We start from the raw sequence: 17108 nt of genomic DNA on the forward strand, positions 1-17108 counted from the left end.
CTGACGCATTTAACTTCCTGCCCGGGCCGTACCGGGCAGGAACATTTTTTCAAAAAACATGAAATAATCCTAATGAGGTGTTAATCAATGAAGCAAAGTATGTCGCTTATTCCTACTTTAAGAGAAGTACCATCGGATGCAGAAGTCAAAAGCCATCAGCTATTGCTAAGGGCTGGATTCATCCGCCAAAACGCAAGCGGTGTTTATACATACATGCCTTTAGGGCGCAAGGTTCTGCAAAAAGTCGAGGCAATCATCAGAGAAGAGATGAACAATGCTGGTGCTGCTGAGTTATTCATGCCAGCTCTCCAGCAAGCAGAACTATGGCAGGAATCAGGCCGCTGGTATTCATATGGTCCGGAGCTTATGAGACTAAAAGACAGGCACGACCGTGAGTTCGCCCTTGGCGCAACACATGAAGAGGTCATCACAAGCATTGTCCGTGATGAAGTAAAATCTTATAAACGACTTCCACTGACGCTTTATCAAATCCAGACGAAATTCCGTGATGAAAAACGTCCAAGGTTTGGTCTCCTTCGCGGACGTGAATTCATCATGAAGGACGCATATTCCTTCCATGCGACACAAGAGAGCCTTGATGAGGTTTATGCACGTATTTTCCAGGCTTACTCCAATGTATTTAAGCGATGTGGCCTGAACTTCCGTGCTGTTATCGCCGATTCGGGTGCAATGGGAGGAAAGGATACCCATGAATTCATGGTCCTTTCTGATATTGGCGAAGATACAATTGCATATTCCGATACGTCTGAATATGCAGCCAATATCGAAATGGCACCAGTTACTGCTGTTTATGAGAAGAGCAGTGAACCTGCAAAGGAACTCGAAAAAGTGCACACTGAGAACAAGAAGACAATCGATGAAGTTTCTACCTTCCTTAATGTAGAGGCTAAAGATTGCATCAAATCTTTGCTTTTCAAAGTGGATGATCGCTATGTTCTTGTTTTAGTTCGTGGTGACCATGAAGTGAATGATATTAAAGTGAAAAATCACTTTGAGGCTTCAGTTGTTGAACTGGCCGATACAAAGACAACGAAAGAGGTTCTTGGCTGCTCAGTTGGTTCTCTTGGGCCGGTCGGAGTAGATGCCGTTGAGGTTGTTGCAGACAATGCCATTCAGTCGATAGTCAATGGAGTCTGCGGAGCGAATGAAGAAGATTACCATTATAAGAATGTAAATCCTGAACGTGATTTTAAAGTAACTTCATTTACAGACCTGCGCTTCATCAAAGAAGGAGATCCTTCTCCAGATGGCGAGGGAACAATTGTCTTCGCAAAAGGGATTGAAGTCGGACATGTGTTCAAGCTTGGCACCAGATACAGCGAGGCAATGAATGCTGAGATCCTTGATGAGAATGGAAGAACAAAGCCAATGATCATGGGGTGCTACGGAATTGGCGTTTCACGTACAATGGCCGCTGTTGCAGAGCAATTCAATGATGAAAACGGCCTTGTATGGCCGACCAACATTTCACCATTTGATGTCCATCTCATTGCAGTGAACATGAAAGACAGCGCACAGGCAGAATTGGCCCAGGAGCTATACACAAGCCTGCAGGCATCAGGAATGGAAGTACTCCTTGATGATCGCCAGGAAAGACCTGGAGTGAAATTTGCAGATTCAGACCTGATTGGTTTGCCTGTAAGAGTTACAGTCGGCAAGAAAGCCGGAGAAGGAATCGTCGAGGTCAAAATCCGTAAAACTGGCGAAATGCAGGAAGTACAAAAAGATGATTTGGCGGAAACTTTGAAAAATATCTTGAAAGAACTATAATCAGACAGCGGATCCTTTTACTAGGGTCCGCTTTTTATCGATTTTGAATTACTCCCGAGTTATGGTTCTGATTAGGATGATAATGTGCCCATAAACAAGAATTTCTCCGAGTAATCGTCACATCCAGAAATAGTGTTACAGGCGTCTATTTATCGTGTTAGTCTGGTTCTCAAAACTGGCCAAAAATTCACTGGAACAATAAGAATTCTATTCATAATGCAGTACCAAAATGGTAATATCAAACACAGGCAACGGAACATTCATTTTATGTTATAATAACCTTTGCCATTAAACACCTATTGATACGATTAGACAAACGGGCAATTTCGCCCGATAGATAGAAATAAAGCTTTTTAGATGGGAGAGAAATAACCATGGGTGATCTTTCTTCAGGGAAAAAAGAAAGGTTTCAGCTCCTGCTGCAGCAGCTGCAGCTAACAGAAGATGCAATTGTCACTCATTTTCAAAATGCTGAAATTGACAGGGTAGTGATTGAAAAACAAGCAAGGAAATGGCATTTCTTTTTCCAGTTTGAAAGAATCATTCCTTGTCAGGTGTATAACACATTCGTTGGCAAGCTGGATCAGACTTTCTCACATATTGCGAAAATATCATACTCAGTAAAAGTACGTGAACAGGCAATCAGTGATCAGGAAATTCTTGATTATTGGAAGTCGTGCATTAAAGAAATAGATGGCATCGCTCCTCCATTGCTAAAGCTCCTAAATGAACAAGTACCGCAAATCCAGGGAACAAAAATCACTTTAACTGCAAGAAATGAAGCTGAAGGACTTGCAATTAAGCGCAAATATGGGGGCATTATTGCTGAGATTTACCAGAGCTTAGGATTTCCTTTACTGACGGTTGATACGGTCGTAAGTCAGGAAAGTTCTTCAGATGAATATGAAAAATTCATGAAGGCAAAAGAGAAGGAAGACCAGGAACGCGGTCTGATGGCGATGATTGAGATGCAAAAGAAGGAAGCTGAAAAAGCCCAGGGAGATGGACCGCCGCAGGATGGGCCAGTTAATATTGGGCTTACGATCAAGGACGATGCTGACTTCCGCAAACTTGAAGACATAGTTGATGAAGAACGCCGGGTAGCCGTTGAGGGTTATGTATTCTTTGCCGAAACAAAAGAACTTCGCAGCGGCAGGACGCTTTTGACTTTCAAGATTACCGATTACACAAGCTCTATCATGGTGAAAATGTTCTCGCGCGATAAAGAAGACGCAGCTATTTACCAGCGCGTTTCAAAAGGAATGTGGCTAAAGGTAAGAGGAAGCATCCAGAATGACACATTTGTCCGCGATCTTGTCATGATTGGAAATGACGTGAATGAAATCAAACCCAAGGGAAGAATTGATTCAGCGCCTGAAGGCGAAAAAAGAGTCGAGCTTCACCTCCATACACCAATGAGCCAGATGGATGCCGTGACTCCTGTCAGCGCATTGGTTGCCCAGGCAGCAAAGTGGGGTCACAAAGCTGTGGCCATCACAGATCACGCAGTCGTGCAATCCTATCCCGAAGCCTTTGGGGCAGGAAAGAAAAATGATATTAAGATCCTATACGGTGTAGAAATAAACCTTGTTGATGATGGTGTGCCGATTGCCTATAATGACGCGCACAGATTGCTGGCCGATGATACGTATGTCGTATTTGACGTTGAAACAACAGGTCTGTCAGCTGTATACGATACAATCATTGAACTTGCAGCTGTAAAAATCCGCGGCGGTGAGATCATCGACCGGTTCGAGTCATTCGCAAATCCGCATCATCGTTTGTCAGCTACGACAATCAATCTAACCGGGATTACGGATGATATGGTACGCAATGCTCCCGAGGTTAGTGAAGTGCTGCAAAAGTTCCATGAATGGACAGGCGACTGTGTCTTGGTTGCCCATAACGCTTCATTCGATATGGGATTCCTGAATGTCGGTTATAAAAAAATGGGTATTGGAAAAGCAACGAATCCGGTTATCGATACTTTGGAGCTTGGCCGCTTCCTGTATCCAGACATGAAAAACCATAGATTGAATACATTAGCTAAGAAATTCGATATCGAATTAACTCAGCACCACCGAGCTATATATGATGCCGAAGCTACCGGCTATCTAATGGTAAAAATGCTTAAGGATGCATCCGAAAAAGGTCTGGAATACCACGATCAGCTCAATGACAATATGGGCCAGGGTAAAGCATTCCAGAGAGCGCGTCCTTATCATGCTACCTTGCTGGCTAAAAACGAAGTCGGTATGAAAAACATCTTCAAGCTTGTATCTATTTCTCATATTGACTACTTCTACAGGGTGCCGCGGATTCCCCGCTCACTTTTAAATAAACATCGAGAAGGAATCCTGATTGGTTCCGGATGTGACAAAGGTGAAGTTTTTGAGGGCATGATGCAAAAAGGACCTGAAGAGGTCGAAGAAGCAGCACAGTTCTATGACTATCTGGAAGTCCATCCTAAGGCTGTTTATGCACACTTGCTGGAGCTGGAACTAGTGCGGGATCAGAAGGCACTTGAGGATATCATTAACAATATAGTCAAGCTAGGTGAGAAGCTGGACTTGCCTGTAGTTGCTACAGGAAATGTCCACTACTTGAATGAAAATGATAAAATATACCGCAAAATCCTGGTCAACTCCCAGGGCGGAGCCAACCCGCTGAATCGTCATGAGCTTCCAGACGTGCATTTCAGGACAACGAATGAAATGCTCGACGCCTTTAAGTTTTTGGGAGAGGCAAAGGCGAAAGAGATTGTTGTAGAAAATACAAACAAGGTTGCTGATATGATTGATGTCATCAAGCCGATCAAAGATGATCTCTATACGCCTAAAATCGAAGGCGCCGATGAAGAAATGCGCAGCATGAGCTATGGAATGGCCCGCAGTATCTATGGGGATGACCTTCCTGAAATCGTTGAGGCGCGTCTTGAAAAAGAATTGAAAAGTATCATAGATAACGGGTTTGCCGTTATCTATCTGATTTCTCATAAACTTGTTAAAAAGTCACTGGATGATGGCTATCTAGTAGGTTCACGTGGATCGGTAGGATCTTCCTTCGTAGCGACGATGACGGAAATCACCGAGGTCAATCCTCTTCCGCCGCACTATGTATGCCCTAAATGTAAAAAGTCAGAGTTCTTCAATGATGGATCAGTCGGTTCAGGGTTTGACCTTCCCGACAAGGACTGTCCGGATTGCGGAATTAAATATAAAAAAGACGGCCATGATATTCCCTTCGAGACCTTCCTTGGTTTCAAAGGGGACAAGGTTCCCGATATCGATTTGAACTTCTCGGGCGAATATCAGCCACGGGCTCATAACTATACAAAAGTATTGTTCGGTGAGGAATATGTTTACCGCGCGGGAACGATTGGTACTGTCGCAGATAAGACGGCCTATGGGTATGTAAAAGGCTACCAGGGTGACAATAACCTGCAGCTTCGCGGTGCGGAAATTGACCGTCTTGCATCTGGCTGCACCGGCGTAAAAAGGACAACTGGCCAGCACCCCGGTGGAATCATCGTTGTTCCGGATTACATGGATATTTTTGATTTTTCGCCAATCCAGTTTCCGGCAGATAGCAGCACATCCGAATGGAAAACAACACATTTTGATTTCCATTCGATTCACGATAATTTGTTGAAGCTGGATATTCTGGGGCACGATGACCCAACTGTGATCAGGATGCTTCAGGATTTAAGCGGCATCGACCCTAAGACAATTCCAACTGATGATCCTGAAGTCATGAAGATTTTCAGCGGCACAGTACCACTGGGTGTGACCGAAGCACAAATCATGTCGAAGACGGGTTCGCTGGGGATTCCGGAATTCGGTACGCGCTTTGTACGTCAGATGCTTGAGGATACGAAGCCGACGACATTCTCAGAACTTGTACAGATTTCAGGCCTTTCCCATGGTACGGATGTATGGCTGGGAAATGCGCAGGAATTGATCCATAACAATATCTGTAACCTCAGCGAAGTAATCGGCTGCCGTGATGATATCATGGTATACCTGATTTACCAGGGACTTGAGCCGGCATTCGCTTTTAAGATCATGGAATCAGTCCGTAAAGGTAAAGGCCTGACGGATGAAATGGAAGAAGAAATGCGCAAGAATAAGGTGCCGGAATGGTATATCGATTCTTGTAAAAAGATCAAGTACATGTTCCCTAAAGCCCATGCCGCTGCCTACGTTTTAATGGCTGTCAGGATTGCATATTTCAAAGTGCACCATCCGCTCATGTATTATGCAGCATACTTCACGGTCAGGGCAGATGACTTCGATGTAGATGCAATGGTCCGTGGTTCAGAGAGCATCCGGGCGGTGATTGAGGAAATCAACGCTAAGGGGCTTGAGGCTTCGACAAAAGAGAAGAATTTGATGACCGTCATGGAACTCGCACTTGAAATGTGCGAGCGTGGATTTGGATTTGCAAAAGTTGATCTATATAAATCGAGCGCGTCAGAATTCATCATCGAGGGCGATAAACTGATCCCGCCGTTTAATGCGATACCTGGACTCGGAACTAACGCGGCGATTAATATCGTTAAAGCCCGTGGAGAAGGAGAATTCCTGTCTAAGGAAGACCTGCAGCAGCGCGGTAAGATCTCCAAAACTATTCTTGAATACCTAGACAACCATGGCTGCCTTGAGGGTATGCCAGACCAGAACCAGTTATCATTGTTCTAATTTAGCTTTTTGGAAAGGTAAGCTATAACTGCCGTTTGTTTGCAATAAATATCTGGTTATGTTATATTTTTATTGGAAATACTAAGGATATCTCTGGCAGATGAGAGTGGGGCAACCCGCTCTTTCTTGTTTGTTAAGCACTTTTACGGGGATAAAAACCAAATAGTGATGAAGTAATGAGGTTGTGTCAAAGGAGGGATTTTATGAGCAAGGTTACCGAAGTTGTGGAAGAGCTAGTAACTCCCATCTTAAATGAAAACGAACTAGAATTGGTAGACATCGAATATGTCAAAGAAGGAAAGAACTGGTTCCTGCGCGTATACATTGATAAGGACAACGGAATTGATATCGAAGAATGCGGCATCGTCAGTGAGCGCCTTAGCGAAAAGCTCGATGCCATTGATCCAATCCCGCATAACTACTTTTTGGAAGTCTCCTCACCAGGTGCAGAACGTCCGCTAAAAAAGGAGAAAGATTATCAAAAAGCAATTGGCAAGAATGTCTTCATTAAGACCTATGAACCAATCGATGGGGAAAAGGCTTTTGAAGGGGTCTTAACTGATTACAATGGGGAAACTGTCACTGTTGATGTGAAGATTAAAACTCGCAAGAAAACAGTCGTTATCCCATTTGATAAGATTGCCAGCGCGAGACTCGCTGTCACTTTTTCATAATCTGTCCAGAAAATATCTTCAGTTAATTAATCAAAGGATCGTTTCGGACCTGTTGTTGGGCAAAAGCTCAAGCATGCTTAAACATAATCCTCCCCTTGGTGGCAGATGAAAACGTTTAAGGTTTGAGCTGGTGGACAGAGTGCAGAGTTTCGAAAAGAGCCTTACAAAGTAGGGTAGTAAAAAAGGGGGATTTATATCTCATGAGCAGCGAATTGATGGATGCTCTTACGATTCTTGAAAAAGAAAAAGGAATTTCCAGGGACGTCTTAATTGATGCAATCGAGGCAGCGCTTATTTCAGCGTATCGCCGTAACTTTAACCAGGCGCAAAACGTCCGTATTGATTTAAACCTTGGCAATGGTTCCATGCGCGTTTTTGCGAGGAAGGAAGTAGTCGATGAAGTTTTCGATCCGCGTTTGGAAATCTCTTTAGAAGAGGCACAGAAAATTAATCCGAATTACGTGGTTGAAGATGTCGTTGAACTTGAAGTCACGCCTAAGGATTTCGGAAGGATTGCTGCGCAGACTGCCAAGCAGGTAGTTACTCAGCGTGTCCGTGAAGCAGAAAGAGGAATCATCTATTCTGAGTTCATTGATCGTGAAGAAGATATCATGACAGGTATCGTTCAGCGTCAGGATCCTAAGTTCATCTATGTAAGCCTGGGGAAAATCGAGGCGATCCTGCCAGCAAATGAACAGATGCCGAACGAACATTATAAGCCTCATGACCGCATCAAAGTATTTATCACCAAGGTTGAAAAAACCACTAAAGGTCCACAAATCTTCGTTTCCAGAACCCATCCGGGACTGTTAAAGAGACTTTTTGAGATTGAAGTTCCTGAAATTTATGATGGAACTGTTGAAATTAAATCAGTGGCGCGTGAAGCAGGGGACCGCTCTAAGATCTCTGTTCACTCAGACAATCAAGAAGTGGATCCAGTTGGTTCATGTGTTGGACCTCGTGGTACTCGTGTCCAGGCTGTTGTCAATGAGCTTAAGGGTGAAAAAATCGATATCGTGAAATGGTCTGAAGACCCAGTCGTATTTGTTGCCAATGCGTTAAGCCCATCGAAGGTTCTTGATGTAATAGTCAACGAAGAAGAAAAAGCAACTACGGTCATTGTTCCTGATTACCAGCTGTCGCTTGCTATCGGAAAGCGCGGGCAAAATGCGCGTCTTGCTGCTAAATTGACTGGTTGGAAGATTGACATCAAAGCAGAAACTGAGGCAAGGGAGTCCGGGATTTATCCTCGTGACAACGAGCCGCTATTAACTGCAGATGACGATTTTGAAGATGAAGACATCGATTAAGGTGAGGTGAATGATCGTGAACAGCCGCAAAAAGGTTCCTATGCGAAAATGTGTCGCTACCGGTGAAATGAGACCGAAAAAAGAACTAGTTCGCATCGTTCGCTCCAAGGAAGGGGAAGTCTCCATCGACCTGACAGGCAAAAAATCAGGCCGAGGCGCTTATCTTTCTAAAGATAAAGAAGCAGTGCAATTAGCAAAGAAACGAAATATATTGTCCAAACAGCTTGAAACTCAAGTGGACGATGCAATATACGATGAGTTGAATGACCTCATCGAAAAGGAGAGCAGACTATCCTGATGAACTCAAATCAATGGATGTCATTGCTTGGCTTAGCCAATCGAGCACGGAAAATTATTTCAGGGGAAGAGCTTTCCGTCAAAGAAATCAGAAGCGGGAAGGCGAAGCTCATTTTGCTTTCTGCGGATGCATCCGCAAATACTACAAAAAAGATTACCGACAAGTGCAAATCCTATAATGTGCCTTACAAAGTAGTCCCGGACCGGTACCAGCTTGGCCAGGCGATTGGCAAGGAAGCACGTGTTGTAGTAGCCCTGTTGGACGAGGGTTTTGCAAAAAAACTGTTGACGTTGCTCGATTAATTCTAGCGGGGGTGAAGATATGAGTAAAACACGCGTTTACGAATATGCAAAGAAGCATAATTTATCGAGTAAAGACGTGATTATAAAATTAAAAGAAATGAATATTGAGGTTTCTAACCACATGACTGCCATGGAAGATGACACTGTGAAGAAACTTGACGCTGTCTATAATAAAAAGGAAGATAAGCCTCAAGCGCAGGCAAAGCCGCAGCAGCAGAGCCAGCAAAAGGCTTCACAGGGACAGAAGCAAGCCCAGAACCGCAATCAAGGCCAAAAGCCTAACCAGGGCCAGAATCGCAATCAATCCCAAAACCAGCAAAAAAGCAACCAGGGACAGCCAAAAGCCCAGCTAAAGACAACAGCGAGTGCTTTTTCGGACGATGAGCGCCGTGCAACAACTCCTGAAAAGGTAAAAACTTCAGCAGTTGCTAAAAAGCCTGGGAACTCCCAGCCTTTCAACAAAAATAACAAGAACAAGCAAAATAAGAACAGAAACCAGCAAAACCAGAATAAAGGCAGGCAAAACCAGCAGCAGGCTCCACAGCAGCCGAAAAAGGTTAAAGAGCTTCCATCAAAGATCACTTTCAGTGAATCCTTGACAGTAGCTGAACTAGCGAAAAAGCTTAATCGTGAGCCGTCAGAAATCATCAAGAAGCTATTTATGCTTGGCGTCATGGCTACAATCAACCAAGACCTTGATAAGGATGCAATTGAACTGATTGCAACTGATTATGGTGTTGAAGTGGAAGAAGAAATCAAGATTGACGCAACTGACCTTGAGGTTTACTTTACAGAAGATGATGATGCATCATTGGTTGAAAGACCGTCAGTTGTTACGATTATGGGTCACGTTGACCATGGTAAAACAACCCTGCTTGATTCAATCCGCAACACGAAGGTGACTGCAGGAGAAGCAGGCGGCATCACTCAGCACATCGGTGCTTACCAAGTTGAAGATAACGGCAAAAAAATAACTTTCCTCGATACACCTGGTCACGCAGCGTTCACAACTATGCGTGCTCGTGGAGCAAAGATTACCGATATCACAATCCTTGTTGTAGCTGCGGATGATGGTGTCAAGCCACAGACAGTAGAAGCATTGAACCATGCTAAAGCTGCTGAGGTACCGATCATTGTTGCAGTAAACAAAATGGATAAACCGACTGCAAATCCTGATCGTGTTATGCAGGAATTGACAGAGTATGGACTTGTTCCGGAAGCATGGGGCGGCGAAACTATTTTTGTTCCGATCTCCGCGCTTACCGGTGAAGGCATCGACAGCTTGCTTGAAATGATCTTGCTGGTTGGTGAAGTGGAAGAATACAAAGCTAATCCAAACAGAAACGCAATTGGTACTGTTATTGAAGCACAGCTTGACAAAGGCCGTGGATCTGTTGCCACATTGCTTGTACAGAACGGTACATTGAAAATTGGTGATCCGATTGTTGTCGGAAACACATTCGGCCGTGTCCGTGCGATGGTAAATGATTTAGGACGCCGCGTTAAAGAAGCTGGCCCATCAGCACCAGTTGAAATTACTGGTCTTAATGATGTTCCACAAGCTGGTGACCGTTTTGTTGTATTTGAAGACGAGAAAACAGCCCGCCAGGTTGGAGAAATCCGTTCACAGCAGGCTGTACAGGCACAAAGAAGCGAAAAAACGCGCGTCAGCCTTGATACTTTGTTTGAACATATGAAACAAGGGGAAATGAAAGACCTAAATCTAATTATTAAAGCCGACGTCCAAGGTTCAGTTGAAGCACTTGCAGCAGCATTGCAAAAACTGGATGTGGAAGGTGTAAATGTAAGAATCATTCACACTGGTGTTGGTGCGATCAATGAGTCTGACATCACACTTGCGGCAGCTTCTAATGGTATCGTCATCGGTTTCAACGTCCGTCCGGACAATAATGCGAAGCGCGCTGCGGAGTCAGAGAGCGTCGATATCCGACTGCACCGTATTATTTACAAAGTGATTGAAGAGATTGAATCAGCAATGAAGGGCATGCTTGATCCGGTTTATGCCGAAAAAGTCATCGGTCAGGCTGAAGTCCGCCAGACCTTTAAGGTATCGAAAATTGGGACGATTGCCGGTTCATATGTTACTGATGGAAAAATCACCCGTGACAGTGGCGTTCGTTTGATCCGTGACGGAGTCGTCATCTTTGAAGGAGAAGTCGATGCGTTAAAACGCTTCAAGGATGATGCCAAGGAAGTAGCGCAGGGCTATGAATGCGGTATTACCATTAAAAACTTCAAAGACGTCAAGGAAGGCGACGTTATTGAAGCATATATCATGGAAGAAGTGGAACGTTAATGGTAGTAGGCTTAGCAGCCTGTGAGTGCATCATCTATGATGCTCATTCTCTAAAAGAAAAGAGAGCTGTCCTGCAGCGGATTATCACAAGGCTGAAGCAAAAGTATAATGTCTCAGTTTCTGAAGTGGACCATCACGATGCTTGGCAGCGGACAACTATTGCAGTTGCAGCCGTCTCAGCATCGAAGGTGTCAACTGAAAGAGAGCTTCAGAACGTCTTGAAAATGATCGATTCTTTTCCAGAGATCGAACGTACCATCACCGAAATAGAATGGCTTTGATAGAACGAGGTGATTGAAAATGGGTCATAGAGTAAATCGTGTTGGCGAACAAATGAAGAAAGAAATAGGCGATATCATCAGCCGTAAAATCAAGGATCCGCGAGTAGGTTTCGTAACAGTAACGGATGTCGAGGTTACAGGGGATCTTCAGCAGGCAAAGGTGTATATCTCTGTTTTAGGCGACGAACAACAGAGGGAAGACACTCTTAAAGGATTAGCGAAGGCCAAGGGCTTCATCAGGACAGAAATTGGTCAGCGAATCCGCCTGAGAAAGACTCCTGAACTGATCTTTGAATTTGATGAAACGATGGCTTATGGTAATCGTATCAATTCGCTAATCCATGAGCTGCATAGGGATGAGCAGCCTGGAGAAGAAGAGCAAGAAAAGGACAATGATTAAACGGGTAGACATAGGTGTCTGAACCGTTGATCTTGATATGAAAAATGGATAGACACTTTTGTCTATCCATTTTTTTCGATAATCTGAAATTGGTAACATCATTGAAACCTCTAATACATAAAGGAATCGAGGGGGAAAGGAAATGGAAGGGATTCTACCTCTTTTTAAACCAGCAGGGATGACTTCGCATGATTGTGTGTTTAAACTCAGGAAACTGTTAAGAACGAAGAAGGTGGGGCATACAGGCACTCTTGATCCAGATGTGACTGGAGTGTTGCCAATCTGTGTTGGCAAGGCGACAAAAATTGCCGAATACATTACTGATGCCGGAAAAGCATATGAGGGGGAAGTCACCCTTGGATTCACGACCACCACGGAAGATGCTTCAGGTGAGAAGGTCGAGGAAAAACAAGTAGACAGGATAATAACAAGAGGTGAGATCGAACAGATCCTACAGTCGCTGGTGGGGGAAATTGAACAAACACCTCCAATGTATTCAGCTGTAAAAGTAAATGGGAAAAAACTATATGAATACGCGAGACAAGGAATCGAAGTTGAAAGACCAACCAGGAAGGTCACTATTTATAGCATAGAGCTTCTTGATGGCAGAGATTCATTTGAAGGTGAGAAGGTAAGCTTTAAATTCAGGGTGTCGTGCAGCAAGGGGACATACATTCGGACATTGGCAGTGATGATTGGGGAGAAATTAGGTTATCCCGCGCATATGTCTTCCCTTGTGAGAATCCAATCCGCTGATTTCTCTATTGAAGACTGCTATACATTTGAACAGCTTGAGGAATTCGCCGGGGAAGGCAATCTGGAAGCAGCCCTGCACCCATTGGAAGCTGGTATTTCTTATTTGCCGAAATTTCGCATTAATGATACAGTAGCAGAGAAAGTGAAAAATGGGGCACTGCTTAATATCCCTGAGGATTTCAAGGGGTATGACGGTGCTATCGTAGTAGAAACAGAAGACGGAAAAGCGCTCGCGATCTACAGGGCACACCCAACCAAATTTGGGATGATGAAACCTGACAAAGTTCTGAGAAATGAGCAATAAGACTAATTGTTGCTAATATATACAAATAAGCGATTATTGCAATACATTCTTGATAAATGAGCAGCTGGGTCAGAAAAGGTGAGTAATATCGTGGAATTGATTAAGCTAAACCATCCTCATGAATATAGAAGAGAAGATTTTCCGGCGCTGGCTATGGCTCTGGGCTATTTTGACGGAGTGCATTTAGGGCACCAGCAGGTCATCAAGGAAGCAAAAAAAGAGGCTGAAGCCAAAGGCCTGAAGAGTGCGGTCATGACATTTGACCCTCATCCTTCTGTGGTTCTTGGTAAGAGCGTTCAACACATGGAATATATAACACCCTTAGAAGATAAAGCTCGAATAATCGAGGGGATGGGTGTGGATTACTTATTTGTAGTCAACTTCTCAATCGATTTCTCAAGTCTTTTGCCTCAGGAATTTGTCGACCAATATATCATCGGTTTGAATGTACACCATGTCGTTGCAGGATTTGATTATTCTTACGGTAAAATGGGAAAAGGGAATATGGAGACAATACAGTTCCATTCGAGAGGAAAGTTCGATTTTACCGTAGTATCAAAACTGTCCACTCAAGAAGAAGAAAAGGTTAGCTCTACCTTGATCCGTGCCTTTTTAAGAGACGGAAAAGTGGATGAGATGCCAGGTTTGCTAGGGAGATTTTATACGACACAGGGAACAGTTATAAATGGAGAACGCCGAGGGCGTACAATTGGTTTTCCGACAGCGAATGTAAGGGTCGAGGACCAATATATTCTCCCTCCAACTGGAGTTTACGCGGTAAAGATTCAGGTTGAAGGAGAATGGCATGAAGGTGTCTGCAATGTCGGATACAAACCAACCTTCCACAAGGAGAAAAAGGACAAACCTACGGTGGAAGTCCACATTTTCAATTTCAACAAAGAAATCTACGGGAAATCAGCAGCGATAGAGTGGCACCTGCGCCTGAGAAGTGAGCGGAAATTCGAGGGAATACAACAGCTTGTTTCCCAAATCGAAAAAGATAAGCAAGAAGCAGTGCTGCACTTTGAAAAAAACAAGGGTTAGACTTGCTTTTTGTCGTAAAAAGATGTATTCTTATTAACGTATCAAAAAAGAACCTTTGCTTGGCAAGTCGAGTCACCGACGCTTGCTCGGTAACAGGGGATTACTAATTGGAGGTGAAACGGATGGCAATCACAAAAGAACGTAAAAACGAACTTATCAACGAATTCAAGACTCACGAAAGTGATACTGGATCTCCAGAAGTTCAAATCGCTGTCCTTACTGCAGAAATCAACACATTGAACGACCACTTGCGCGTTCACAAGAAGGACCACCACTCACGTCGCGGTCTTTTGAAAATGGTAGGTAAGCGTCGTAACCTTTTGACTTACCTTCGTAACAAGGACGTTGCTCGTTACCGCGAGTTAATCAACAAGCTTGGTCTACGTAGATAGTCTGTAAAAGCGGGATTTATCCCGCTTTTTTATTAGGTAAAATTTTTGTGTGTACATAACATTATAATGATATTAAGCGCTGTGTTTTGGCGCATACTATAACATAAAAGTCTTCTCCTGAAGCAGGACAGGCAATTCAAAACGATGTCCGGTTAACCAGACTCGTCTTATGTGTTTTAATCTCTTTTATAAAGGTATATTTGTTATAAGACAGGCAATGGTGCTGTTTTTAAATAATTTTCCCAGATAGTAATTCTGGATGGATTTTCATGGTAGAGAGGGGCTTAAATGTATGGAACAAGAAAAACAAAGTTTTTCCTTTGACTGGGCAGGCCGTAAGCTGACAGTCGAAATAGGGCAGCTTGCTAAGCAGGCAAATGGAGCTGTACTTGTCCGTTACGGTGATACAGCTGTACTAAGTACTGCAACTGCTTCAAAAGAACCGAAGAATTTAGACTTTTTCCCGCTAACAGTAAATTATGAAGAAAGATTATATGCTGTCGGTAAAATCCCAGGCGGATTTATTAAGCGTGAAGGACGTCCAAGTGAGAAAGCTATCCTTGCCAGCCGCTTGATTGACCGTCCAATCCGTCCGTTATTCGCTGATGGTTTCCGTAATGATGTCCAAGTAATCAGCATCGTCATGAGTGTTGATCAAAATTGTTCATCTGAAATGGCTGCAATGTTTGGTTCATCACTGGCTCTATGTGTATCCGATATTCCGTTTGAGGGTCCAATCGCTGGTGTGACAGTTGGAAGAATTGATGGGAAATTCATCATAAATCCATCTGTTGAAGAAACAGAAAAGAGCGATATGCACCTAGTCGTTGCTGGTACTATGGATGCAATCAACATGGTTGAAGCCGGTGCTGATGAGGTTCCTGAAGAAGTAATGCTTGAAGCAATCATGTTCGGACATGACGAAATCAAGCGCCTGATTGCTTTCCAACAGGAAATCGTTGCACAAGTTGGTAAAGAGAAGCGTGAAATCACTCTTTTTGAACTTGATAAAGAACTAGAAGCGGAAGTTCGCGGTATTTGTGAACAAGACATGCTTGCTGCCATCCAGGTACAAGAAAAGCATGCACGCGAAGACGCAATTAAAGAAGTGAAAAATTCCGTTGTTGTTCGATACGAAGAGCAGGAAGCGGATGCAGACAAGCTTAAAATGGTGAAACAAATCCTTGACAAAATCGTAAAAGGCGAAGTCCGCAGATTGATTACTGAAGATAAAGTCCGACCAGACGGACGTAAATTAGAAGAAATCCGCCCGCTTTCATCTGAGGTTGGAATGTTGCCAAGGACACATGGTTCTGGTTTGTTCACAAGGGGACAAACGCAGGCACTAAGCATCTGTACACTTGGTGCAATGGGCGATGTCCAGATTCTGGATGGCCTTGGAATCGAAGAAGAAAAACGTTTCATGCACCATTATAATTTCCCATTATTCTCTGTTGGTGAAACAGGACCGATCCGCGGACCTGGCCGACGTGAAATCGGGCACGGTGCATTGGGTGAACGTGCACTTGAACCTGTGATCCCTAATGAAAAGGACTTCCCATATACTGTCCGCCTTGTATCAGAAGTACTTGAATCAAACGGTTCTACTTCACAGGCAAGTATTTGTGCGAGTACATTAGCCTTAATGGATGCTGGTGTTCCTATTAAAGCACCGGTTGCGGGTATTGCTATGGGTCTTATTAAATCGGGTGAGCACTATTCCATCCTGACTGATATTCAGGGAATGGAAGATCACCTTGGTGATATGGACTTTAAAGTGGCTGGAACAGCAAAAGGTGTTACGGCATTGCAGATGGATATCAAGATTGAAGGGTTATCTCGTCAAATTCTTGAAGAAGCCTTGCAGCAGGCACAAATAGGTCGTATGCAAATCCTTGAATCAATGCTTGCAACTATCAAGGAACCAAGAGAACAACTGTCACAATATGCTCCGAAAATCATTACGATGTGGATCAAGCCGGATAAAATTCGCGATGTCATTGGACCAAGCGGTAAACAAATCAATAAAATTATTGAAGAAACTGGCGTTAAGATTGATATCGAACAAGATGGTACGGTGTTTATTGGTTCAGTAGACGAAGAAATGATCCAAAGGGCCAAGAAAATCATCGAAGATATCGTCCGTGAAGTCGAAGTCGGAGAGATGTATCTTGGTAAAGTCCGCCGCATAGAAAAGTTCGGTGCCTTTGTTGAAATCTTCCCAGGTAAAGATGGTTTAGTCCATATTTCCGAGCTCGCTGAAGAACGAGTTGGAAAAGTTGAGGATGTACTGAAACTGGGAGATGAACTTCTAGTCAAGGTCACTGAAATCGACAAGCAAGGAAGAGTCAATCTTTCACGCAAGGCAGTATTAAAAGAACAGCGGGAAAAAGCTGAAAAACAATCTTAAATATAGAAATGCGGAAGCGCCTTGGTCAGCCCCGACAAGTGCTGGAGGGCCTGCCAGTGAAGTCGTTCTTTGACTTCAGTAGCATGACCGAAGCGTCTCGAGGGGCTAGGCGCTGCAGCAGGAGACAAA

Annotated in this window: 13 protein-coding genes; all 13 read left to right on the forward strand. The window is 43.8% G+C overall.

Features of this window, described 5'->3' with window-relative positions; all coding sequences use genetic code 11:
• The first annotated feature begins 87 nt into the window (after positions 1-87).
• Positions 88-1791, forward strand: coding sequence for a proline--tRNA ligase (locus DYI25_RS03460; protein WP_213366979.1), 1704 nt, complete (start codon positions 88-90; stop codon positions 1789-1791).
• 374 nt (positions 1792-2165) lie between these two features.
• Positions 2166-6491 (forward strand): PolC-type DNA polymerase III, encoded by a 4326-nt coding sequence (locus DYI25_RS03465; protein ID WP_213366981.1) that lies wholly within the window; start codon positions 2166-2168, stop codon positions 6489-6491.
• A gap of 203 nt (positions 6492-6694) precedes the next feature.
• The gene (gene rimP / locus DYI25_RS03470; protein WP_102262225.1) at positions 6695-7165 is read left to right on the forward strand and encodes a ribosome maturation factor RimP; all 471 of its coding nucleotides are present in this window, start codon (positions 6695-6697) and stop codon (positions 7163-7165) included.
• Positions 7166-7365: 200 nt separating this feature from the next.
• Entirely contained in the window at positions 7366-8475 is a 1110-nt protein-coding gene (gene nusA / locus DYI25_RS03475) for a transcription termination factor NusA (protein ID WP_213366983.1), read from the forward strand.
• A gap of 16 nt (positions 8476-8491) precedes the next feature.
• Positions 8492-8773 carry an RNase P modulator RnpM gene (rnpM, locus tag DYI25_RS03480; protein ID WP_102265029.1) on the forward strand — a complete coding sequence of 94 codons (282 nt, stop codon included), beginning with the start codon at positions 8492-8494 and terminating at the stop codon, positions 8771-8773.
• Positions 8773-9075, forward strand: a complete 303-nt coding sequence (locus DYI25_RS03485) for a YlxQ family RNA-binding protein (protein ID WP_041967213.1) — start codon at positions 8773-8775, stop codon at positions 9073-9075. Before rnpM ends, DYI25_RS03485 begins: the two co-directional genes overlap by 1 nt.
• A gap of 19 nt (positions 9076-9094) precedes the next feature.
• Positions 9095-11392 carry a translation initiation factor IF-2 gene (infB, locus tag DYI25_RS03490; RefSeq protein WP_213366985.1) on the forward strand — a complete coding sequence of 766 codons (2298 nt, stop codon included), beginning with the start codon at positions 9095-9097 and terminating at the stop codon, positions 11390-11392.
• On the forward strand, positions 11392-11673 hold the full coding sequence (locus DYI25_RS03495; protein WP_213366987.1) for a DUF503 domain-containing protein: 282 nt from the start codon (positions 11392-11394) through the stop codon (positions 11671-11673). The genes infB and DYI25_RS03495 overlap by 1 nt, the downstream gene beginning before the upstream one ends.
• Positions 11674-11692: 19 nt before the next feature.
• Complete coding sequence (gene rbfA / locus DYI25_RS03500) at positions 11693-12073, forward strand: 30S ribosome-binding factor RbfA (protein WP_041967210.1); 381 nt, start codon at positions 11693-11695, stop codon at positions 12071-12073.
• A gap of 142 nt (positions 12074-12215) precedes the next feature.
• The gene (gene truB / locus DYI25_RS03505; RefSeq protein WP_213366989.1) at positions 12216-13133 is read left to right on the forward strand and encodes a tRNA pseudouridine(55) synthase TruB; all 918 of its coding nucleotides are present in this window, start codon (positions 12216-12218) and stop codon (positions 13131-13133) included.
• Between the two features lie 90 nt (positions 13134-13223).
• Positions 13224-14177 (forward strand): bifunctional riboflavin kinase/FAD synthetase, encoded by a 954-nt coding sequence (gene ribF / locus DYI25_RS03510; protein ID WP_213366991.1) that lies wholly within the window; start codon positions 13224-13226, stop codon positions 14175-14177.
• Positions 14178-14299: 122 nt separating this feature from the next.
• A complete protein-coding gene (rpsO, locus tag DYI25_RS03515) occupies positions 14300-14569 on the forward strand; it encodes a 30S ribosomal protein S15 (RefSeq protein WP_023614845.1) in 270 nt (89 codons plus the stop codon).
• 292 nt (positions 14570-14861) lie between these two features.
• The gene (pnp, locus tag DYI25_RS03520; RefSeq protein WP_213366993.1) at positions 14862-16979 is read left to right on the forward strand and encodes a polyribonucleotide nucleotidyltransferase; all 2118 of its coding nucleotides are present in this window, start codon (positions 14862-14864) and stop codon (positions 16977-16979) included.
• The last annotated feature ends 129 nt before the right edge of the window (positions 16980-17108 follow it).

Source organism: Mesobacillus boroniphilus, assembly GCF_018424685.1.
Classification (GTDB): domain Bacteria; phylum Bacillota; class Bacilli; order Bacillales; family Cytobacillaceae; genus Mesobacillus; species Mesobacillus boroniphilus_A.